This is a genomic window from Paenibacillus sp. ALE3, assembly GCF_054113405.1.
Window position 1 is genome coordinate 2,231,920 of sequence record NZ_CM134214.1, and the last position, 23,233, is coordinate 2,255,152.

The window sequence follows — 23,233 nt, forward strand, 5'->3', positions numbered from 1 at the left end:
ATCTGGATTATGGCTGACAGGAGAAGGAGATGATCTTAAACATGTTACACGGTATGTTAGCGGATTACCCGCGGGAGAAAACGATTCATCAATTGTTTGAGGAGCAGGTTGAGCGTACACCGGACCACGTAGCGGTTGTATTTGGGGACAAGCACTTGACGTATGCCGATCTGAACAAACAGGCCAATCAGCTTGCACATGTTTTGCGAGCCAAAGGTGTAGATAAAGACGAGCCCGTCGGGATCATGGTTGACTGCTCATTGGAGATGATTATCGGGATTTTCGGAATTTTAAAAGCCGGGGGAGCCTATGTGCCGATTGATCCGCAATATCCCAAGGAACGTATACGCTATATGCTGACGGATTCCGGCGCAACCCTCCTGCTGACCCGGCTTCCAATCCACAACCCATTGGGGCCCGACAGTCTTGTACTGGATTCGATGGACAAGCGGAATTATGGAAAAGAAACAGGGAATCTCACATCTATTCAAGGTTCCGATACGCTAGCATGCATTATGTATACGTCCGGTTCTACGGGCGAACCTAAGGGAACCTTAACGATGCACTACAACATTACACGTGTTGTTAAAAAGCCAAATTACATCCATTTCTCGACAAAAGATCGGATATTGCAAGTGTCCAGTTTTTCGTTTGATGGTGCTACATTTGGTATTTATGGGGCTTTGCTTAATGGGGGCACTCTTGTTTTGAGCACACAGGATCAATCTATGAATGCACGGGAGCTATCAAATATACTACGTACACAACAGATTACAAAATGCTTCGTCACGACAGCTCTTTTTAATGCATTGGTGGATATTGATCCCGGCTGCTTTGCAACCATTGAAACCTTGCTATTCGGTGGTGAGAAGGTGTCGGTCAGCCATGTGCGTAAAGCGTTCGCAGTTCTGGGTCCCGGCCGTTTAATTCATGTCTATGGACCGACGGAGAGCACGGTATTTGCTACGTATTACCCGATTGATCATTTGGACGAAAATGCAAATACTGTGCCGATCGGCAAACCAATTAGCAACACGAAGATTTATGTCCTGGATTCGAAGCTGTGTCCTCTGCCGCAGGGAGTTGCAGGCGAATTGTACATCGCTGGCGATGGATTAGTTAAAGGTTATTTGAATCGTCCAGAGCTGACAGCAGAGCGGTTTATTCAGTCTTCACGGGTACCTGGAGGCAGGTTGTATCGTACCGGAGATTGGGTACAAGAGCAAGCGGACGGAAACATCGAATATATTAGCCGGATCGACGGTCAAGTGAAAATACGGGGGTACCGAATTGAGCCAGGAGAAATAGAGTCGCATCTATTAAAAGTAAATGATATACAAGAAGCGGCTGTTATTGCCCGCGAAAATGAGGTCGGTCAGAAGCAACTGGAAGCGTACTTTACAGCGACCACAAAACTGACAACAGATGAAATTAAATTTGCTCTCTCTATAAAACTGCCGAATTACATGATTCCCTCTTTTTTTACTCAATTAGAGCAGATGCCACTGACACTGAATGGTAAGCTGGATCGCAAGGCACTATTGGCCCTTCAAGGAAATATGCATGCTGGAGCGGAATATGTCCCTCCTGAGCCGGGACTGGAGACGAAGCTGATGGATATATGGCAGGATGTATTGGGACTGCAGCAGATCAGTGTTTTAGATAGCTTTGTCGACCTCGGTGGACATTCTATTCATGCGCTTACATTAATGTCAAGGATGGAGTGGGCAGGATATCACGTCACTTTAACAGACATTTATCACTATAAAACGATTCGGGCCCTCGCTGATTACCTTCGTTCAACACAGAATAGTGTTATCGGGTCCCAACAGCAGCAGGGCATCATTAAAACAAGGCATCAGCTGATGTCTTGGCTTCACCAAGAAACGGATGGTGTTTTTGAGTGGGTGAAATACCAAGTAAGGGATTTTATTCACGAAGTTAGAGATATTCAGGTGCTTTACTCCGACATGGTGGCTGACGTTAACCATATCTTGCGGATTATGGACGGAAAAGTAGCTCCAGAGCTACTGCCACACTATATTGTACCACTGCATCTAAGAGCTGAAATGGCTGATCAATACTGGACGATGGATGAAGAGGAATTTTTCCAGCGTCTAGGCTTAAAGAGCATGAATTCGGATCCAGTGGAAAGTTTACGCAAGCAATTGAAAGATGATTATTTGAAAAAAGATCAGTTTCTTAAAAGAGGGGAAGTGGCACAAGAATATCCGCTAAGTGGAATTCAACAAATGCAAATTTCGTTTCAAACACCACCAAGTTTAGGTGTATTTAGGCTGGATGAGTGTGTACATTATAATTTTTTGAATCAGGCCTACAATCATTTTGTCCAAAGTCAAGGATTACTGAGGAGTGTTCCGACCCAAAGAGATGGATGGACTTATTGGAGGGAATACGTACTGCCTAGTGATAGTGTGCCAAGACTTAACATTGTTGACGTGTCAGCTTACAATCCATGTGGCCCCCTTATGGAAATGATAAATGATTATGTTACAAATACCCGATTCGCCGGAGAGCATATGTTGTTTCACATGTTTGTGCTGAAACGGAACCTGCGTGAACATTATGTCATTACTATTTATCATCATGCGATATGCGATCGGGTGACCTCGGAAGTAGCTGAGAGACAGTTGATTGCTAGCTACAGGAGTCTACTTCAAAATCGCTCCCTTCCTACGGATGAAGTGAAGCCCTATGTGGAGTATGTTAGACAAATCCAAAGTGGACCAAAAGGAATCACGGAACCAGAATTAATATCATCTTTTAATTTGGAAGCGTTCCAAAAAAGCAAGCAATACATCTTCCAAGCCCCGAAGCTTCGAACGAGCACAGAAGCCTACCTGTTTAACGTATGCATTCCCGCTGCAAATCCTTCTTTAGAGCTGGCGCTTTATGTCTATACAAGGGGCCTGCAAACTTATTTAGGTATGGATAAGCTGCCATTGTTATTTTTATATGATGGAAGAAGATACGACGAGGAAGCTTATTATAACACGACCGGTGAATTTATTGATTTTGTGCCTATGCTGTTGGATCTGAAGCAAAATTCAGATGAAATGATGCAGTCTGTCAGAAGCAGACTGGATTTATTAAAATACCATACGATCAATTTTATGCATCTTCTTACAAGCCCTGATTACAAAGACAAGTGGAAGCGGACCAGAACACTTGCACAGTTGGGGAAGCAGTATGAGCAACTGGATTTATTCATGTTTAACTATTTAGGAAACAGCACGAAGGCAGGCTCAAAATACAGCAATTATTATGATGATACCGTTATAAAGCAACCGAATCCACTGCCGATCCATTCACTGTTCAATTGCATTGCTTCTTCCTACACGGATGGTCTTATCTTTTCTATACGATGCAGTTACGAGATAGAAGTAGAGGAAGTCAGGACCGCTTTTTATCAAGCTGCTGGTATAGCATCCCGGATAGGGGAGGTACAATAAGTGATAGAGTCATCCACTATACCTAGTCAGAGTGGGTCTGATAGACCACGACGTTATTTGCCTTTATTTTCTCACTCCAGTAGAAATATCTCACAGCCTGCAGGCCACAATCAAGTGCTTTACGGTATTCGTTTGGAGACAAGACAGGTCCAAGCGATTTTAGAATTTGTACAGGATCATCAGATAGGTATGCCTTCCTTTATAACATCCATATGGTCCGTACTGCTATCCCATTACGCCAATCAATATGCTTTGCCTGTTGTATATTCTATGATATCCGACAAAGAAGAAAAAGGAGATCGTCTGGATTATCCGCTACTCATTCATATACAGAGGGAAGATGATCTTTTCTCTTTGATACAAAGGACACAAATGGATTGGAACAAACGACATACCAGCGGCGATTGGAGAGAGGATTCTTCGCAGCAAACTAAAGTCGATCCTCGATCAGGAGGAGAGAAGGATTTCTTCAATGTGGGTATCACAGAAATGTGTGATCATTTCCTATCTCCAAGTTCAAATGTGAAAGCACAGGCTCTTTTACAAAGTATAGATCAGCTAGAAATCGCACTCTGCTACCATTATGATGCGGATGTATTGGAGTGCGCAATACAGTATGATGGCAATCGTTTTGGAGAAAGACAAATCGCTAGCTTCGCAGGCCATTTTCAAACATTGTTGGAAAATGCACTCCTTTTTCCGCAGAAAAAGATACTATTTCACCCCATGCTGACCACGGAAGAACGCGAACAGATGCAACAATGGAATGATACAGAACAAGCCTATCCTTTGGATAAAACGGTGGTTCAATTGATCGAGGAGCAAGCTGATCGAACACCCAATGCGATCGCTTTGGAGTTTGGTGAGCAGAAGCTGACCTATTATGAGTTAAATCACCGGGCAAATCAAATCAGCCACATGATTATAGAGTCGCATTTGCTGCAAGGACATGGCTCTCTGCCGACTGGCACGCTGATTGCTATCATTATGGACAGGAGCGCAGATGTGCTCCCGTCAATGCTCGGAGTTATGAAAGCAGGAGCTGCTTACCTTCCGGTCGATCCCCAATATCCTGGAGAGCGGTTGCGATTTATTTTAGAAGATGCACAGGCCCAAATGATTATAACGCACAGTCAATTAGTAAGTAGAATAAATCCATATATTTCTCAACTGGGTATGAAACCACATACGCTGATTTGTGTGGATGAATGCTCGGAGCAACAGGACTGCTATCCTTACGAAAATTTGCAGATCGGGCTGAAACAGAATGATCTGGCTTATGTCATCTACACATCCGGGTCTACCGGAAAACCGAAGGGCACTCTCATTGAACATGCTGGCTTGGTTACGTTGATCCCTTATCTTGTTGAAAAGTTTGGTATTACGTCCGACTCAAGAGTCATGCAATTCGCCTCCATGAGTTTCGACGCTTCGGTCTACGAATGGATCGGCACGTTATCAGTAGGCGGGACTTTGGTTGTCCTTTCAGACGATGAACTCCCCCCTTATGCAGACATTTCAGATATTCTGGCAGAGAAGAAGATCCACATTGCCATGCTGACGCCATCGGTGCTCCGAACAATGAAACATAGAGAATTGCCCAAATTGCGTACACTTGTATCTGCTGGAGAACCCTGTACACCTGATATTGTCGACTATTGGGGAAGAGGAAGACGATTTGTGAACGCTTACGGGCCGACCGAAGTAACGATTATTTGTGCTACTTCTGTCTGCCAGCCAGGAAAAGAAATTACGATTGGCAAACCCGTTTATAACAAACGTTTAATCGTCTTGAACTCATTCGGTAATCCTGTGCCTGTCGGCGTCCCCGGCGAACTATGGGTAGGGGGCATTGGACTTGCCAGAGGATATTTGAATCGTGAGGAACTGACTCGAGAACGGTTCGTTCACAAAGAGATTGCAGTCAGCAGTGAATATCCGTCACACAGTGAGCGGTTATATAAAACCGGGGACATTGTGAAATGGACGCCGGATGGAGAACTGGTATTTATAGGGCGTAGTGATGAACAGATTAAAATCAGAGGGTATCGTATCGAACTGGGTGAAATAGAATATCAGCTACGCCAACATCCTGACATCGGTCAATGTGTCGTTCAAACCTGGAAGGACGGGTCATACCATAAACTGGTAGCTTATTATACTGCTCTAGAAGAACTAGAAGAGGCGGAATTGACGCAGCACTTAGGTGCTGTATTACCAGCTTATATGGTTCCTTTATATTTCTCCCATTTGGATTCTCTTCCAGTAAATACTAACGGTAAAATCGACCGCGGGGCTCTCCCCGACCCGAAGAGTACCTTATTTCTTCAAGCTGATGAAGTTGTGGAAGCAGACGAGGATGATCTTGAAAAGCGTTTGCTTAGGATTTGGCGACAGATTTTAAAAAGGGGAGATATCGGAGTTAACGACCATTTTTACGCTGTTGGGGGAGATTCAATTCTTGCCATTCAGGTCGTATCTATGGCCAGAGATCACGGTATGATACTTACTCCAAGACTAGTGGCAGAGCATCCAACTATTAAGAAATTAGCTACTGTTGTTACTTGGACAAACAGTAATCAAACGGAAGAGCTTATGGTTGATTTGACAGGCGAATTTGGATTGACACCGATTCAGCAGTGGTTTTTCGAGCAACAGTTTGTAGAGCCGCATTATTTCAATCAATCCCAGCTGTTTGTGCTCCGTGATTTTGATCCTGTGAGATTGGAAACTGCCATTTATCAATTGATTCGATTACATCCAGAGCTTTCGACGGAGATTGTGGTCAGGGAACATGTGTATTCGCAGCGCTATCGAACGGATGCCTCCATTCAACTGGCTAGCTATACCCTTCAACAAATTGATTATCCTGAATCCGAAATTTTAAGCATATGTGATGCGTGGAACAGACAATTGAATTATGAGACCGGCGCTATGATATATGCAGGAGTAATCCAAGGTCATCCTGATGGTAAAGCTCGTTTATTTATGACTATACATCATCTGGTCATTGATGGAGTTTCCTGGAGAATATTGGTTCAGGAATTGTGTCAATTGTATCAGGGGACTGCACTGCCGCCCGTTTTGAATCCATACAAAAAGTGGCACTCTGTATTGATGAGTTATTCTGAACATAAGGATACGTTAAGTCATATTGAGTATTGGAAAATAGTACAGTACCAAGCTGCAGCATTTGTGCTGCCAGTAGACCATTACCCGGCTCATAAAAAGAGCAGTGCATCGTCGGAATTGGTTACGATGCTTACTTTCGACGATACGGAGCTGCTTTTGCACCATTGCTCCCAGGCTTACCATACTGAGATCAACGATTTGCTGCTTACAGCTTGGTCCTTGGCACTCTCCGATTGGTCTGGACAGACAACGATTGCATTTCGCTTAGAAGGTCATGGACGTGAGCATTTTGTATCCGATATAGACCTTACAAGAACTATCGGTTGGTTTACCTCTATGTTTCCGGTATGCATTCGGATTTTGGATAGCGGCTCTTTGGGAGCGACGATTAAATCTGTCAAAGAGCAATTGCGCTATATTCCTCACCGTGGTATGTCATATGGTGCTTTGAGATACTGCCACCCGCACGAAGAAGTCCGTTCCGAGTTAGCAGCTTCTGAACCTCAGGCTCTTTTTAATTACTTGGGCCAATTTGATCAGGGTAATATGAACGAGTCAAACGAGTGGCTAGAGTTTACACGTGACGCAGCACAGGATTATAGCTCACCGCTTAATCATGGAACAAGCCTATTGGAACTCAATTGTTCCATAGTTCATGGCAAGCTGCATCTGTTTATGAAATATAGCAAATGTCACTATGAAGAAGTAACTATAACTCAATTGCTAGAAGCTTTTGTAACACGTCTGCTTGCTATTATCGAGCATTGCAGCCAGGCTGAACACGAAGAATTCACGCCTAGTGATTTTCCATCCGTGTCCCTGGAACAGCATTCGCTCGATCAGATCGTAAAGACATATCATTTGAAACATGGTCTAGATAAAATGCTGTATCTAAGTCCCTTACAGGAAGGACTACTGTTCCATTACTTGGACCATCCCGCCTCCGATCAATATTTCGTGCAGGTTCATTGGAAATATCATGGCAGGCTAGAGGTAGATCGTTACCGGGAAGCCTGGAACAGCGTCATTGCCGAAAATGATAGCTTGCGGACTTGCTACATTTGGGAGACGTTGGACAAGCCCATACAATGTATTGTCCGAAATGCAGAATTGGAATGGACGTTTTTGGATTTTGAAGCAGAGCAACCAGAGCGGCAACAAGAGCATATCGAACGCTGGATGACAATGGATCGTAATCGCCGTTTTGATCTAACTCAGCCTGCGTTCCGCCTAACCCTAATTCAGATTGCTTCGAACGAATGGACGATGATTTGGAGTTACCACCATATTTTGCTGGACGGTTGGAGCCTGCCGCTACTACTGAATCGGGTACATGAGCTCTATGCTTGCAGCCTGCAAAATCGGATACCTCAACGCAACTTGAACCGTTTTTTTGAATCTTATATTCGTTGGCTAAATAATAAGGATCGCACGGAGGCCGAGACATTCTGGAGGGCATATTTGGCCGACGTAACGGAGCCGACACGACCACTGATAGAAAAAGGTACACTTCCCGATGTACATCAACCGATAGAGAACCAGCAGATCGAAACGCTTATTATCGATTCAAGACGAACCAAGCAGATCGCCGATTTTGTACAGCAAGTACAAGTTTCGCTAAATACACTGGTACAGTTCGCATGGGGCAAAATGCTACAAGTCTATCATGATGCCGATACAACCATTTTTGGCATGGTGGTATCCGGGAGAGGATCGGATCTTGCACAAGCGGATCGGATCACAGGTATGCTGATTAATACACTGCCTTTAGTCATGCACTGGAATGTGAAGCAAACCATCACGGAGTATGTACAACAGCTGCACCAAACCATTCAGAAACTAAACGACCACAGTTATGTGAGTCTGAACGAATTGAAGAGCTGGTCTGGTATTCAAGGACATGCCATGTTTTATAGCATCGTGGCATTCGAAAATTATTTGAACGACTATCGGCAGCCTGAAAATGAATTGAAGATGTCAGCTATGGAGGAACGAGAGAAAACGAATTATCCAATGACGATCACCGTGGCTCATGACGGGGAACAGATCATCATCAAGTTTATATATGACGCAGATCGACTGAAGCAAGAAACGGTTAGCCGATTGGCAGAACAACTACAAAATACGGTGCAATATGTGCTGGAATATCCGAATCACACCGTCGGAGACGTTTGCTTCATGAATAAGGATGAATATGATCGAATCGTCTATGACTGGAATAATACGTATACAGCATATCCCAGAGATCGTTCGATTGTTGACTTATTTCAGGAGCAGGCAAAGCTGCGGTCTTCACAGCCAGCAGTAATCGCGCACAATCAGGTTATGTCCTACCACAGCCTAAACCTCATGTCTCAGCACATTGCCAACAGGTTAGCGGATGATGCTAATGCCAGTAGTCATGGAAAGTTTATTGGAGTTTACTTGCCGCGTTCTCTTGAATTCATTGTTTCCATCCTGGCGATCATGAAAGCGGGATATGCCTATGTTCCTATTGATCCTGATTTTCCGGCAGAAAGAACCCGAGAATTAATCAAGGATGCTGGACTGGACACTATCCTCACTTCACAGGAAGGAACAAAACGTATCTCGGAAGCTTGTAAGGGAATCCGTTTAACATTGATTGATACAGAACATTTTGACCAAAATGGAGTTGTACAACAGGAAAAGAAGGAAAATAGGGTTGCTCCCAATGACCTTGCTTATCTCATGTATACGTCCGGATCGACGGGAAAACCGAAAGGCATAATGGTGGAACATCGCAATGTCATTCGCTTGGTCAAAAACACTTGTTATTTCCCATTTTCCTCTGACATCAGATTACTCTATACGGGTTCGCCTGTTTTTGACGCTTCTACGTTTGAAATTTGGGGGACGTTGCTGAATGGCGGCCAGCTGTTTGTAATTTCCAAAGACGATCTTTTAAATATCCATGTGCTGGAGCAGCGAATAAAGGAGTGGAGAATTAATACCCTATGGTTAAGTTCTGCCCTGTGTAATCACTGGATTGAAGAAAATGAAAAGCTGTTTGCTGGACTCCAATGGTTGGTCGTAGGTGGGGAAATTTTGTCGGTTAAACATATCAATCGTATCCGGCTCGCCTATCCGCAACTCTCGATTCTCAATGCATACGGTCCTACGGAGAACACCACTTTTTCGACGAGCTACCGGATCGAAAAGCCATTTGAGCAGAATATTCCTATCGGTAAGCCCATAAGTAATTCAACTTGTTATATTTTGGACAAACGGGGCCGTGTTCAGCCTGTCGGAGCAGTCGGGGAATTATACGTGGGAGGAGACGGGGTGGCGAGGGGGTATTGGCAGCAAAACCAATTGACACAGCATGCGTTTACTCCAAATCCACACCGCTCTGCCAAAGATCGTGAAAGAGGCACAAATTTAGTATTATATCGTACGGGAGATCGAGTGAGATGGTTGCCAGACGGGAATATCGAGTATATCGGACGGGTTGATGATCAGGTAAAACTCCGCGGATATCGAATCGAACTCGGAGAAGCCGAGTTCCGTCTTAGCAGCTATCCTGCGATAAAAGAATGCCTGGTCCTTATGCAGGAGGTTCATGGTGATCTCCGAATGTTCGCTTACTATACAGCGGAAGAGGAAGAACGAGAGGAACAGCTTCATGCTTTTATGGCCGACGTTCTGCCATCATATATGCTGCCGTTTCGTTACATTTGGCTAAAATCGTTCCCATTAACGATTAACGGGAAAATTGATCGCAAAAAGCTTCCTTTACCTGAAATCCATAGCGATAAAGAAGCAAATGCTGGACCGTGGACTGAATTGGAGCAAACCATAGAAGAAGTTTGGAGCATGGTCCTGAAGCTAGATTACATTGGCAAGAATGAAGACTTTCACACGTTGGGAGGACATTCACTCCATGCATTGCGCATAGCCAGCCTGCTGCAAAAAAGCGGATATCCGGTTACGGTTAACCAGATATTTCGCGAACAGACGATCGAACGTTTGGCACTTTCGTTGAGCAATGCAATGACGGATACAGCGGCTGCCCTCTTTCCAAACATGGATAACCCGTATATTCAGTCTATAAGAAAAACATACCCGTATGACGGATTTCCACTGTCTGCTGTACAAAAACGTTTTTTCCAAAGAGATCTTGTGAATCGCAACATGTTTAATGTACCTTACCTGGCTCTGCTCAAAAATTACATTCCTACAGAATTGCTGAACACGTCGATTGAACAACTATTGAGCAAACATGCGGCGTTACGGCTGTCATTTGCTCAACTGGAGGATGATGAATGGTATCAATTTGAGCAGAAAATAAGTGTACAACAGGTGGTTTCTTACGTGGATTTGCGCATGGTTTCGGGATCACATGACGCCTATATTTCGGACTACTGCTCGAAAGTGCAGCATGAATTCGATATCAAGGAAGGACCTTTATGGAAGGTTGTATGGTTTGCGCACTATTACGACGAGAGCCAACAGGTGATATTGCTTCTGTTCCATCATTTAATTTTTGACGGAATCTCTATAAACATTTTTTTAGAGGATTTGAGACATCTTCTCTTGCCGGGACAAGGGAGTAATCTGGCGCTACATGTGGAGGAGGGAAGCAGTTATCGGGATTGGTGCATGGCGTTGACGCAATATGCGGCGAAAGACACTTTTTCTAAAGCATTCACTTTTTGGAACAGGATTGTAGAAGGCGGACAATCTTTGCAGGTTGACACAGAATCTGAGGCACAGCCTCTCCATCGCCACATGAAAACTATAACGCTTGATTTACTTGAAGGAGAAGAGCATCTTCAGCTATTAAAGGCATTGGCTGTAAAGCATCAAACTACACCACTGAGCATCCTACTAACGGCATTATCACAGGCTTGTTTTCAATTGAAAAACCAATCGGATTTGCTGCTGCATGTCATGTCTTATCAACGTGAGTCCTTTTTGCCGGGTATTGTGATTGATCGTACTATTGGTTTTTTTGCTGGAGCATATCCCCTTCGTATTCAGATCCCGGCAGGAGATCAGTCGGACAATTGGGAAATGGCACTGAGACATGTCATACACATGTTGCAGCATGTTCCATCTGAAGGCATGGATTACTTTATTTTACGTTATATGATACAGGATGTTTATCCAAATACGAAACCACTGAGAGACGGAACGCACATGCTTTTCCATTACCAATCAGAGGAAATGAACGGAATAGCTGATGATTTGTATGAGCCTTTATCGATTTCTTACGGAAACACGAATGCGGCGGACAACCCCTCTGCTTACAAGTTAAATATGACGGCAGACCTTAGACGAGATAGATTAAGTTTAACCTGCTATTATAGTTCACTGCATTATAAGGATCAGACGATCGCAGAGCTAATACGCTTTATATCCGAATATCTGTATCGAAGCATTGGTGTTCGACCATATAGCATGATAATGGAGGGAGCCTCAGATTATGAAAATATATGAATTTTGCCCTTTTTTCAATGAAAATCGCATTGCAGAGATTAAAATAAAAGAAAATGCCAGCTGGATCGACGAACTGCACGTAATCGAAGCCAACAAGACATTCAGCTATTTGGATAAGCCCTGCAACTTTAATCCAGGTTATATAGGTCCAAAGGTCTTTCACCATCCATTTCATGCGGATGAACTGTTTCGCGCACCTGAAGAGCATTCATTGTATTTTGATGTGGATCGCTGCGGCGCAGATCACTTTGACCACTGGTACTGGAGTCTGCTCAGTCATAACAGTGCGTTTCACAATGAAGCTTGCCAAAGAAACAGGAGCACCTTTATTTTGCAGGAAAAGGTTGAGGATGATGATGTGATCATCTTGGCTGATTTCGATGAGATCATTGACAGCCGGATGGCGGATCGTATTGTTGCGGAAGTGAAGAAACATCATATTATTACGATAAAAATGCACTATTCTGTATTTTTCCTGAATCTTTTTTGCCAATCTAATCATGGTGCTCCTCATTGGAGCTATCGCGTGTTTGCTATGACCGGACGCTACTTCAAAAGTATGCCTTTCTCACCCGATTATCTCAGGAAAAAAGGAATTGCTGAAGCGTTGTATCATGACATTTATTGTCTGGAGGAGCCGGCTGGATTCCATCATTCGTGGCTTGAATATCAGAAAACTGCACTTCCCAAACTACAAGCATTTGCCGCCAATGTAGAAGATAAAAGTATTTTGAATGTAGAGTATATTGATCAATGCTTACAAGATAAAAAGCTGTACTATATCGACACCGAACTTTATGTTGATAACTCAAAATCGTTTTTGAGCAGCCTACAGGAGCTCGAAACCGATGATCTTTGGTACAAGTAAAGTGAAAGAGATCAAATAAAAAAACTGCCGACAGGATCGGCAGTTTAGTTTAAAGCCTTCTGATGGTTCAGATTGATTCATCGGAAGGTTATTTTGCTATGTACTTGAAATCAATAGTAGCTGCTGGAGTTCAATGAGCTTATAATAGCAGGCAATAGAGCAACAGCCATAATGATATAGATCACAATTACAATAGCAGCCCAAAGAAGACCTGCCTTAGCGTAGTTCGCTTTGCTCGGATTCGTCGAGCCGCTAAAAGCCCACACAAACAGCATAACAAGCCCAACTACCGGTATAGCCATCAGGAGTAAACTGATCATCCACTCCTTGAATGAAACAGGTGGCGGGTAAACAGGGGCTGGTCTGGATGGTGCTCCTTGTTGATTGTGTTGCGGATTAAACTGGTTAGACAATTGAATCTTCTCCCTACGTGTTTAGTATGTTGTGTTTCCTATATTGACCAAAACATCATACATGATATGACAATAAGCAACAAGCAAAATTCAGTAAACAGTCTAATAGTACTATCATATGATCAAAAATAGGTCTATACACCCTATTGACGAAGCATTATTTATATATTATTGTATTGATATTAACATTTTGTTTTTATCAATTGATTCAAATTAAAATTTACATAAAGCATTCGTTGCTTGCTTGTGAAGCAAAAGCGAGGATGCCCCAAATATGAGCAGGTAGGTGACACAAATGAAAGATAAATTGAAACACAATCACAGTGGCTTGACGGAAGAGCAGTTTCTGGCCCTTTATGATGCGAATCAATATGAACGCCCATCCGTAACGGTAGATATGCTGCTATTTACTGTAATGGATCAGCTCCAGCAAAATTACCGTAAGCTACCGGAGAAGACACTTCAGCTTCTATTGATCCAAAGAGGAGAGCACCCCTTTATAGGACAATGGGCGTTGCCTGGCGGTTTTGTAGACATGAATGAAAGCCTCGAAGAAGCTGCACGACGCGAGCTTAAAACCGAAACCAATGTAGATCAGATTTATATGGAGCAGCTGTATACTTGGGGAGATGTGGCACGTGATCCGCGTATGCGGGTGATCAGCTGCGCTTATATGGCGTTAGTTGATCATGAATCCTTGGAGGTACAGGCAGGGGATGATGCCGCAGATGCTCAATGGTTTGAACTGGATTACAGTGTGGCTCAGGAGACGCGGACGAATCAACCGGAAGGTTATACATGGGAGCAAAACATTGACATTACATTGAAGCATGCGGACATCCTCCTGTCAGCCAAAGTGAAAGTAACTGAAATTCTTAAGGGGAAAACCATAGAAATCAAGCGAGAAGTGCTGGAGTCACAGGGAATTGCTTTTGATCATGCCAAAATTATTGCGTATGGTATTGAGCGTTTGCGCAGCAAAATTGAATATACAGATATTGCGTTTCACCTGATGCCAGCTCTGTTTACACTGAGTGAACTTCAGCAGGTGTATGAAATTATTTTAGGTAAGGAGCTGTTGGCCGCAGCTTTTCGTCGCAAAATAGCAGATCTCGTGGAAGAAACCAATGAGTACAGGAAGGCGGCTGGGCATCGTCCGTCCAAATTATACCGATTTAAGCCACGGTCACGTTTTATATAGCATAAAAGAAAGAAGAAGTGAGGAATATTAAATGGAAAAGTTTACATTTTTTTATCGCAGTCATTCGCCATTTTCGCAATGGTACCCATGTGAATTTGTCGTGGATGGGTTGGAGTTTAACTGTGCCGAGCAATATATGATGCTAAAAAAAGCGCAGCTTTTTGGAGACGAAGAGGCAGCCCTGAAAATTATGCAAGCCCCCACCCCAAGGGAGCAAAAAGCCCGTGGTCGCAGTGTGCGCGGATTTGACCAATCCTTGTGGGAAGCAAATTGCCAGCAAATCGTGTATGACGGAAATTATGCCAAGTTCACCCAAAATCAGAATTTGCTCAAGCACCTGCTTAAAACGAAGGGAACTACTCTGGTTGAGGCTAGTCCGACGGACACCATTTGGGGTGTAGGCTTAGCTGAAAATGATGCTCGTATACGGCACCGGAAGCTATGGCGGGGTACGAACTGGCTGGGGGAAATATTGACGAATTTACGTGAGGATCTATTGCAAAAGGAGGATTAGTCACCATGAAAAACACAATGAATTCCCGGAGTAATCGGGATGTTCGATCATATATGGCGCATGAAACACTGTCCATTTTGGAAAATGGGCATTATACGAATACCAAACAGGTACAAGTAAATATAGCAAAAGAGGTAGAAAATGCGGTCACAGGCTCGAAGCTATATAGACCTTCTCAACTGGTAGCCATAAAGCAAGAGGCAGAGCAAAGAATAAAAAGTATATGGGGAGCTTCTTCCGATGTAGGCGAACAGGCGATCATTGGAAAGATAGAAGTTACGGGAGAAAGTACGTTGCAGGCCGCACATAGACTCCAGATCGAGGAGAAGCGGGAACACGTAGCATGTTTGAATTTTGCATCAGCCAAAAACCCAGGAGGTGGATTCCTCGGAGGCAGTCAGGCTCAAGAGGAAAGCTTAGCTCGTTCATCAGCGCTGTATCCTTGCATTTCACAAATGGAGGAAATGTATCAACATAATCGGAAGCTGCGGAGCTGTTTTTATTCAGATTATATGATTTATTCTCCCCAAGTTCCTGTTTTTCGGGATGATCAGGGAACATTGCTGGAAAATCCGTATTTAGTCGATTTCCTGACCGCGCCTGCTGTGAATGCTGGAGTCGTGCGTGAACGGGAGCCAGAGCAGGTCAATCGGATTGGAGAAGTCATGTTGGAGCGTATCCGTTATATTTTGGGAATGGCCATGCAAAATGGTGTAGAACATCTTGTGCTTGGTGCTTATGGTTGTGGGGTATTCCGCAATAAGCCGGAAGAGGTTGCCGACTGGTTTAAGCAAGTACTTGTAGCTGAAGGATATGGACTGCTGTTTGAACAGATTGTGTTTGCGGTATTGGACCACAAAACAGAGCAGCGTACTTTAAACAGTTTTAAAAATGCTCTATCCTGATATCAGAGACATATTAACCATTAATACTGATGAAATAGGAGAGTGCTGAATGAACCCATCTTCCAACATTACCTGGCATGTATCAGAAGTGGATAAGCAAGCTCGACAGCTTCTGAACGGACATAAGAGTCCGGTGCTTTGGTTTACGGGGCTGTCTGGCTCGGGAAAGTCAACGGTATCCTCCACACTCGAAAAAGCGTTATATGCACGAGGGATACGTACGTTTATTTTGGATGGGGATAATGTTCGGCATGGTTTGAATCGCAATTTGGGTTTCCTACCCGCTGACCGCAAAGAAAATATTCGTCGTATAGCGGAAGTGTCCAAGCTAATGGCACATGCGGGGGTTCTAACGATTTGCGCTACCATTTCGCCTTATCGTGAGGATCGTGAAATGGTAAAGGACATTTTACAACAGGAAGGCTGCTACGAGATTTATATCCAATGCAGTCTAGAGGAATGCGAGCGTCGTGATCCAAAAGCCATGTACAAGAAAGCAAGAGCTGGAGAAATTCAACATTTTACAGGGATTGATGCTCCATATGAAGTACCGTTGGAACCTGATTTAATCGTATCTACTGAAGGCCGGGACGTAAGTCAGTCGGTACAGGATATTCTGGACTTTCTCGATAGAAAGCAGCTGCTATTATGATTTTATGATGAATTCCATATGAATATTGTCTAAAAGTCTCCATAACAAAACCTAAAAAGTGATCAATGTAATTATTACAGAACGTAAAAAATTGAAGTCATTTTATTGTAAATAAATACAGCACGTATTACGGCAAGCCTTAAGGGGCTTGCTTTTTCTTTTTTAATTTAAACTAATTCTAAATCCTAGATTATAATAATTATAAAAAAGTATTGATTTTTGTTTGTGCACAATTTATAGTGAAAAGCACATGGTCAACCAATTCAATCAAGAGGTGATTTCAATTATGAGTAACCAACCAACGAACCTGACTACAAGCTGGGGCGCTCCTGTTGGAGATAATCAGAATTCGATTACAGCAGGCTCACGGGGGCCTGTATTAATTCAGGATGTGCATCTGCTGGAAAAATTGGCGCATTTTAACCGGGAGCGTGTGCCGGAACGGGTTGTTCATGCTAAAGGTGCGGGGGCACACGGATATTTTGAAGTCACTAATGATTTGTCTTCATATACAAAAGCAAGCTTTTTGTCCGAAGTGGGTAAGCGTACACCGATGTTTATCCGTTTTTCTACTGTGGCAGGTGAGTTAGGCTCGTCCGATACTGTACGCGATCCACGTGGATTTGCGGTAAAGTTTTATACAGAAGAAGGAAACTATGATCTCGTGGGCAATAATACACCTGTCTTTTTTATTCGGGATGCCATTAAATTTCCTGACTTTATTCATACGCAAAAACGTCATCCTCAAACGCATTTAAAAAACCCGAATGCGGTCTGGGATTTCTGGTCCTTGTCTCCTGAATCGCTGCATCAGGTAAGTATTCTCATGTCTGATCGCGGTATTCCGGCTACACTTCGACATATGCATGGTTTTGGCAGCCACACGTTCAAGTGGGTGAACGCCGAGGGGCAGGCCGTATGGGTGAAATATCATTTTAAAACAGAACAAGGCATACAAAATCTCGATGTGGATTTAGCTGCGAAAATTGCCGGTGAAAACCCGGATTATCATATACAAGATTTGTTTAATGCGATTAAAAAGGGCGATTTCCCGGCATGGAAACTTTATGTGCAGATTATGCCCATAGAAGATGCGGATACGTACCGTTTTGATCCATTTGATGTGACCAAAGTATGGTCTCAAAAGGATTACCCTCTGATCGAGGTAGGGCGCATGGTGCTGAATCGCAATCCTGAGAACTACTTTGCTGAGGTAGAGCAGGTGACATTCTCGCCAGGTTCATTTGTTCCAGGTATTGAGGCATCCCCGGATAAGATGCTGCAAGGACGCTTGTTTGCCTATGGTGATGCACATCGCTACCGTGTAGGCGCAAACCATAATGCGTTGCCAATCAATCGGCCGCATGCGGAAGTACACAACTACCAACGCGATGGTGCATTGCGCAGTGACAGTAATGGCGGGGGATCTGTCTATTATGAGCCTAATAGTCTCGGTGGACCGAAAGAATCACCAGCTCACAAAATTGCTCCTTTTGAAGTGTCTGGCGAGGCACAAAGTGTAGCCTATGATCATCACGATCACTACACACAACCAGGGGACCTGTACCGCTTGCTCAGTGAAGAGGAGCGCTCACGCCTGGTCCGAAACATCGTAAATGCGATGAAGCCTGTAGAAAGTGATGAAATCAAACTGCGTCAGATCGGCCATTTCTATAAAGCTGATCCTGAATACGGACGTCGTGTAGCGGATGGTCTAGGCTTGACCGTTCCACAAGGCGAGTAGAAGGATTGGTAAACTCCTATCCTAAGAACCGTATGAATAAATAATAAAAGGATGTCCCCACACCACGTACATGGTGGATGGGACATCCTTTGTTTTTGAGATCGATGTAAAGCAGGTGCTGCTAAATCCTCTTCAACCGAGGCAAATAGATCACCAGAAACAGTGACCGTCCCAGGGCAAAGATGATAAAGGATAACCAAAGTCCATGATTCCCAAAATGGGGAACGCACCAGAAGAGAGCGATCAAAAAGCAGACCAGTGAAATCAGCATCGAATTACGGATCGGATACGTTACCGTCATCCCTGTAAATACACCATAGAATACCAGTCCCAGCCCGGCTGCTAGGGGAAAGACCACCAGCCACCCATTGTAAGGAGTTGTCAGGCTAATCACTGTAGCGTTCCCCGTAAATAGCGAGATCAGCGGCTCTTTCAGTGCAAGGTACAATCCTCCCGTCACTACACCGGTAACCAGTGTCCAAAACCAGGACAAATGAATAACTCTTTGCAGCATTTTACGATCTCCGGCACCACGAGCCTGACCCGTCATGATGCTACTGGCGTTGGCGAATCCATCAAAAAAGTAAGCCATAATGTAATGGATCTGCAACAAAATAGCATTTGCCGCCAACTGATCGGTGCCAAAGCTCGCACTGCGCGCCGTAAACAGATTAAACATCGTCAACAGGCAGGCTGTACGAATCATGAGATCAAGGTTCGTCGCCATGACACTTTTCAACTCTGAGGCACCGAACCATTCTCGCCAATTCCTCTGTCCACTGCGCTTCCATTCTCTCCAAATCGGTGAACGGAACACCAGTGCAAGACCCAATACACATGCAAGAGCTTCTGCAATCAGAGTAGCGCTTGCGACCCCGGTGACATTCCAATGCATGATCTGTGTAAATACAAGAGCTAAAAGCATATTGATTACATTCATTGATATTTGTAAAAATAATGTAGCTTTCACGCGGGACAATCCCATCAGCCATCCGAGCAGCACATAGTTCACCAATGTAAGGGGTGCTCCCCAAATGCGGATGTTAAAATAAATTGCAGCTTGCTCTGCCACATCCTGAGCTGGACGGATAAGCTGGAGAGAAGCTAGCAGGATGGGCTTTTGCAAGACAATAAATACTGCACTGATGAGTAGAGCTATAGCCAGTGGGCGCATGAGAGCAGCTATGCCTTGGTCGTTATTTTGTGCACCTGCGGCTTGTGCTGTGAAAGCTGACGTACTGACTCGCAGAAAGCCAAACAGCCAATATAAAGTATTGAAAATCAGAGTACCGACTGCCACGCCGCCTAAATAGGCAGACTGGCCCAAATGACCGATTACTGCTGTATCCACCGCACCGAGTAGCGGGGTAGTAATCGTCGAAATAATTAAAGGGATTGCTAAAGCAAGATAGGCTCGGTGGGAAGGCAGCATGTTGAAAAAACCTCCAGTAATGATTGTGTATAGGGATGCCGATCCGAATGAAATAATGCTTCCTTGGAAAAATGCTCAAGCACACGGCCTTCTTTCATAACCATGATTCGATCACTCATAAAGTGCACAGCCGCCAGATCATGCGAGATAAACAGATAAGCCAGTCCAAACTCATCCTGCAAATCCTTGAGCAGATTTAAAACGGTGGCTTGTGTGGTCACATCCAAACTTGCAGTCGGCTCGTCCAATACGATAAATTCCGGTTCTGTACTAATGGCGCGTGCAATGGTTACGCGCTGCTTTTCCCCACCGCTGAGCTGATGTGGAAACTTATCCAGGTAGCTTGCCGGAAGCTTTACCATACCTAGCAGTTGTTCTGCTATATTCCAACGTCCAGAGGGCATCCCCGCCATAAAGGAAGGAACATAGCATTTGAGCTGATCCAATGGCTCCAGCAGGGATTGCAAAATGGTTAGTCTGGGGTTCAAAGCTGCGGATGGATGTTGAAATACCGCCCCCAGTCTGCTGCGAATCCGTTTTAATTCACTTCGCTTTAATCCTCGAATGGACTGTCCATCCAGTTTAAGCTCACCTTGATCAAACGTGTCCAATGTCAAAATACAGCGAGCAAGTGTGCTTTTCCCACTGCCGCTTTCTCCGACAACACCCAGACATTCTCCGGGTGAGACCGACAGAGCAACATCGTGCAGTACAGTTTTGCCCCCAGCGTAAGCCTTCGTCAAACCGGAGACGGTAACAACAGGATGAGGGCTGTCTTGCCACTGAGCGCAGGCGGCTTGATTATTCATGTAATATGCTCCTTTCCGGTGCAAGCTGTTCATCGGTGCTGTTGCATGGCAAACGTGAAGGAGCGTCTGGAGACAGCGGCGGAATAGCCGCCAGTAAGCGACGCGTATATGGATGGGCTGGATGGTCCAGCACCGCTTGCGTTTGACCAGCTTCAAGCAAAACACCTGTACGCATTACTGCAACTCGATCCGCATACTTCCGTACATGCCGTAGATCGTGAGTGATCCACATGACGGAAATCCCCGTTTCCATCCGGATTTGGTCAATGAGCTGGAGTACTCGGTGTGCAGTGAGCGTATCCAGCGCAGTTGTTGGCTCATCGGCAATGAGCAGCTTTGGCTCTAGAAGCAGTGCAGCTGCAATAGCTGCTCGCTGCAATTGACCGCCGCTGAGCTCGAATGGATAGCTGCGGTACACACGCTCGGCGGGAAGCTGTACGTGCTCAAGCACCTCGATACAGCGCTGCTTACGCGCTTTACGGTCTTGCTTGCCGTGAGCACGCATCAGCTCATCGAGTTGGCTGCCCACACGCAAAAAAGGGGTAAAAGCCCCGTGATAGTCTTGAAAAACGTAAGATATTTCACTACCAAGCAAGGAACGTCTTTGTTTAGCGGGTAGGGCAAGCAAATTCTCATCATTCCACATTATGATTCCTTCAGCGCTAACAGAAGCGGGGAGGAGACCGCCAATAGCGAACGCAGTCATGCTTTTGCCGCTTCCGCTTTCTCCTGCCAGAGCACACCATTCTCTCGGACGAATGGCAAGCTCCAGTTGTTCTACAATCGTTTTTGCTTTTGTCCGAATCGTTAAGCCTTCAATAGTCAGCATGTAGTTCACTCCTCTGACCGGGTTTTAACATCATAACGGTCGCGTAGCTCGTCTCCAAACACATTCGCTAATAGTACCGTGAGCACGACAGCTATGCCGGGACCCAGCATTAAATGAGGGGCCATTTGAAAATATGCACGCCCTTCATTCAACATCGTGCCCCATTCGGGAATGGGCGGCTGAGGACCTAAGCCCAAAAAAGATAGAGAGGCGATCATTAAAATGATTTTGCCGATATCCAGCGTAGCCAGTACCAGTACATTCCCAATGGCATGGGGCAGAATATGCCGCATGACAATTCGCAGGGAGGAGGTACCCGCGAGTATGGATAACGAAATGTAATCCTTTTGCTTTTCAGCCAGAACGGTACTGCGCACCAGTCGGGCATAACCAACCCATTTTACTGCAGACACCGCAAATATAAGATTCCCTAAGCCTGGTCCGAGCAGGCCGCTTAGTACAATGGCAAAAATATAATCAGGCAAAGTCATGAAGGCATCGACCACACGTTGGAATACACGATCCATCCAGCCTCCAATAAATCCTGACAGCAGACCGAGGGGTACCCCGACAACCAGTGAAACGATCAAAATCAACAAACTGGTTCCGACTGTCGTCCGTAGTCCTGCTATGACCCTCGATAGCACATCTCTACCCAAATGATCGGTTCCCAGCCAGTGCATTGCACTGATCGGTTGAAGTCGACTCCCCATCTGGATATGATACGGATCTTGTGGAGCTAGGAAGGGTATGACTGTAATGGCTGTAAGAATGAACAGGATGAAGAGTGATCCGATCCATGCTTTGGACAATCGTGCCCTGGTGAACTGCCTGTTTTCCGCATGTACGGATTTTATCATGATAAACGTTTCTCCTTCAAAGCAATTTCAGGATTGACCCAACGATAGGACAGCTCTACCAAGATATTGAGACATATAATGAATATGGCCATAAAAATTGTATAGCCCTGTATAATGGGATAGTCCCTCGCGGCAATTGCATCCACAATCCATTTGCCAAGCCCCGGATAGGCGAACAGCACTTCGATTACCACCGTACCTCCCAGTAGGCTGCCTATGCTCTCACTGAATACTGTAATAAGTGGAATTAAGCTGTGACGGAACATGTGTCTGAAAAAAATGCGAACCGGACTGATTCCACGGGCTTGAGCCGCTTTGATAAAATCCTGTCCCGAGCTTTCAATCAGACTTGCGCGAATCATTCGTACATAAACAGCCGCCATTGCCAATCCGAGGGTAAGAGAAGGGAGGACTAAATGAAAAACGGTTCCATCCCCCATAGACGGCAAAATACGCAATTTAACTGCAAACCATTCGATAAACAAAAGCCCCAACCAAAAGCTGGGAATTGAGGAGCCAATTAAGGCAAACACACGACTGGCACTGTCAATCCAGCGGTTACGGTACAGTGCAGACATTGTGCCCAACGGGAGAGCTATCAGCAGCATAATGAACAGAGAGCCTCCAGTCAGGAGGAGTGTATAAGGCAGCTTTTCTATAAACTCTGTCAAGACTGGACGATGGGTTAGATAAGATTGTCCAAAATCCAACTGTAGCAACTGAACCAACCACTTACCATATTGCACAAGTAATGGTTGATCCAGCCCCAGTTGGCTGCGCATATCCGCAATTTGCTGATTGGATACAGCTACATCATCTACTCGGAGAATGCTCCGAACGGGATCGCCCGGAACAAGCTTAAGCAGACAGAAGCTCACAAAGGAAAGAATAAGAAAGAACAATATAAGCGTCAGAAACTTTTTGGCAATAGATTGAAGCAT

At 44.7% G+C, this 23,233-nt stretch carries 14 protein-coding genes; 8 read left to right on the plus strand and 6 right to left on the minus strand.

The annotated features are described in order from the left end of the window. The first annotated feature begins 29 nt into the window (after positions 1–29). From ACXHJ2_RS10085 to ACXHJ2_RS10095, 3 genes are read left to right on the plus strand one after another with little or no spacing between them, the layout of a single operon-like run. A complete protein-coding gene (locus ACXHJ2_RS10085; RefSeq protein WP_238791022.1) occupies positions 30–3,473 on the plus strand; it encodes a non-ribosomal peptide synthetase in 3,444 nt (1,147 codons plus the stop codon). After that, positions 3,474–12,065: a non-ribosomal peptide synthetase gene (locus ACXHJ2_RS10090; RefSeq protein WP_165080642.1), complete on the plus strand. Its 8,592-nt coding sequence runs from the start codon at positions 3,474–3,476 to the stop codon at positions 12,063–12,065. It begins immediately after the preceding gene. Further along, positions 12,052–12,933, plus strand: a complete 882-nt coding sequence (locus tag ACXHJ2_RS10095; RefSeq protein ID WP_165080640.1) for a glycosyltransferase family 17 protein — start codon at positions 12,052–12,054, stop codon at positions 12,931–12,933. The genes ACXHJ2_RS10090 and ACXHJ2_RS10095 overlap by 14 nt, the downstream gene beginning before the upstream one ends. Positions 12,934–13,043: 110 nt before the next feature. Here the strand turns inward: ACXHJ2_RS10095 and ACXHJ2_RS10100 are convergent, their stop codons facing one another. Then, on the minus strand, positions 13,044–13,346 hold the full coding sequence (locus ACXHJ2_RS10100; protein WP_043885972.1) for a hypothetical protein: 303 nt from the start codon (positions 13,344–13,346) through the stop codon (positions 13,044–13,046). Positions 13,347–13,641: 295 nt separating this feature from the next. Between ACXHJ2_RS10100 and ACXHJ2_RS10105 the strand changes: the two genes are divergently transcribed. The 5 genes from ACXHJ2_RS10105 to katA all read left to right on the plus strand — a co-directional run bounded on the left by ACXHJ2_RS10105 (position 13,642) and on the right by katA (position 18,362). Continuing rightward, positions 13,642–14,547: an NUDIX hydrolase gene (locus ACXHJ2_RS10105; RefSeq protein WP_058830842.1), complete on the plus strand. Its 906-nt coding sequence runs from the start codon at positions 13,642–13,644 to the stop codon at positions 14,545–14,547. A gap of 31 nt (positions 14,548–14,578) precedes the next feature. Next, positions 14,579–15,061, plus strand: a complete 483-nt coding sequence (locus tag ACXHJ2_RS10110; RefSeq protein WP_013371357.1) for an NADAR family protein — start codon at positions 14,579–14,581, stop codon at positions 15,059–15,061. A 5-nt stretch (positions 15,062–15,066) separates the two neighbouring features. Next, entirely contained in the window at positions 15,067–15,966 is a 900-nt protein-coding gene (locus ACXHJ2_RS10115; protein ID WP_165080638.1) for a TIGR02452 family protein, read from the plus strand. Positions 15,967–16,015: 49 nt separating this feature from the next. Beyond that, complete coding sequence (gene cysC, locus ACXHJ2_RS10120) at positions 16,016–16,618, plus strand: adenylyl-sulfate kinase (protein ID WP_165080636.1); 603 nt, start codon at positions 16,016–16,018, stop codon at positions 16,616–16,618. Between the two features lie 286 nt (positions 16,619–16,904). Then, positions 16,905–18,362 (plus strand): catalase KatA, encoded by a 1,458-nt coding sequence (katA, locus tag ACXHJ2_RS10125; protein WP_165080634.1) that lies wholly within the window; start codon positions 16,905–16,907, stop codon positions 18,360–18,362. 121 nt (positions 18,363–18,483) lie between these two features. Here katA and ACXHJ2_RS10130 read toward each other — a convergent pair whose 3' ends face one another. Genes ACXHJ2_RS10130 through nikB form a run of 5 tightly spaced genes read right to left on the minus strand, consistent with a single transcriptional unit; the run spans position 18,484 to position 23,233 of the window. Continuing rightward, positions 18,484–19,794, minus strand: a complete 1,311-nt coding sequence (locus ACXHJ2_RS10130) for an MATE family efflux transporter (RefSeq protein WP_165080632.1) — start codon at positions 19,792–19,794, stop codon at positions 18,484–18,486. Then, positions 19,761–20,603 carry an ABC transporter ATP-binding protein gene (locus ACXHJ2_RS10135; protein ID WP_137078583.1) on the minus strand — a complete coding sequence of 281 codons (843 nt, stop codon included), beginning with the start codon at positions 20,601–20,603 and terminating at the stop codon, positions 19,761–19,763. The genes ACXHJ2_RS10130 and ACXHJ2_RS10135 overlap by 34 nt, the downstream gene beginning before the upstream one ends. Continuing rightward, positions 20,596–21,432 carry an ATP-binding cassette domain-containing protein gene (locus ACXHJ2_RS10140; RefSeq protein ID WP_165080630.1) on the minus strand — a complete coding sequence of 279 codons (837 nt, stop codon included), beginning with the start codon at positions 21,430–21,432 and terminating at the stop codon, positions 20,596–20,598. The genes ACXHJ2_RS10135 and ACXHJ2_RS10140 overlap by 8 nt, the downstream gene beginning before the upstream one ends. Positions 21,433–21,437: 5 nt before the next feature. After that, positions 21,438–22,292 carry a nickel transporter permease gene (gene nikC / locus ACXHJ2_RS10145; RefSeq protein ID WP_165080628.1) on the minus strand — a complete coding sequence of 285 codons (855 nt, stop codon included), beginning with the start codon at positions 22,290–22,292 and terminating at the stop codon, positions 21,438–21,440. Next, positions 22,289–23,233: a nickel ABC transporter permease gene (nikB, locus tag ACXHJ2_RS10150; RefSeq protein ID WP_165080626.1), complete on the minus strand. Its 945-nt coding sequence runs from the start codon at positions 23,231–23,233 to the stop codon at positions 22,289–22,291. The genes nikC and nikB overlap by 4 nt, the downstream gene beginning before the upstream one ends.

What these genes read in the sequence shown, in the direction of transcription:
- ACXHJ2_RS10105 (WP_058830842.1), top strand. Translation starts at nt 13,642, where the DNA reads ATGAAAGATAAATTGAAACACAATCACAGTGGCTTGACGGAAGAGCAG.
- ACXHJ2_RS10085 (WP_238791022.1), top strand. Translation starts at nt 30, where the DNA reads ATGATCTTAAACATGTTACACGGTATGTTAGCGGATTACCCGCGGGAG.
- ACXHJ2_RS10110 (WP_013371357.1), top strand. Translation starts at nt 14,579, where the DNA reads ATGGAAAAGTTTACATTTTTTTATCGCAGTCATTCGCCATTTTCGCAA.
- ACXHJ2_RS10140 (WP_165080630.1), bottom strand. Translation starts at nt 21,432, where the DNA reads ATGCTGACTATTGAAGGCTTAACGATTCGGACAAAAGCAAAAACGATT.
- ACXHJ2_RS10095 (WP_165080640.1), top strand. Translation starts at nt 12,052, where the DNA reads ATGAAAATATATGAATTTTGCCCTTTTTTCAATGAAAATCGCATTGCA.
- nikB (WP_165080626.1), bottom strand. Translation starts at nt 23,233, where the DNA reads ATGCTTCAATCTATTGCCAAAAAGTTTCTGACGCTTATATTGTTCTTT.
- cysC (WP_165080636.1), top strand. Translation starts at nt 16,016, where the DNA reads ATGAACCCATCTTCCAACATTACCTGGCATGTATCAGAAGTGGATAAG.
- ACXHJ2_RS10130 (WP_165080632.1), bottom strand. Translation starts at nt 19,794, where the DNA reads ATGCTGCCTTCCCACCGAGCCTATCTTGCTTTAGCAATCCCTTTAATT.
- ACXHJ2_RS10115 (WP_165080638.1), top strand. Translation starts at nt 15,067, where the DNA reads ATGAAAAACACAATGAATTCCCGGAGTAATCGGGATGTTCGATCATAT.
- ACXHJ2_RS10135 (WP_137078583.1), bottom strand. Translation starts at nt 20,603, where the DNA reads ATGAATAATCAAGCCGCCTGCGCTCAGTGGCAAGACAGCCCTCATCCT.
- nikC (WP_165080628.1), bottom strand. Translation starts at nt 22,292, where the DNA reads ATGATAAAATCCGTACATGCGGAAAACAGGCAGTTCACCAGGGCACGA.
- katA (WP_165080634.1), top strand. Translation starts at nt 16,905, where the DNA reads ATGAGTAACCAACCAACGAACCTGACTACAAGCTGGGGCGCTCCTGTT.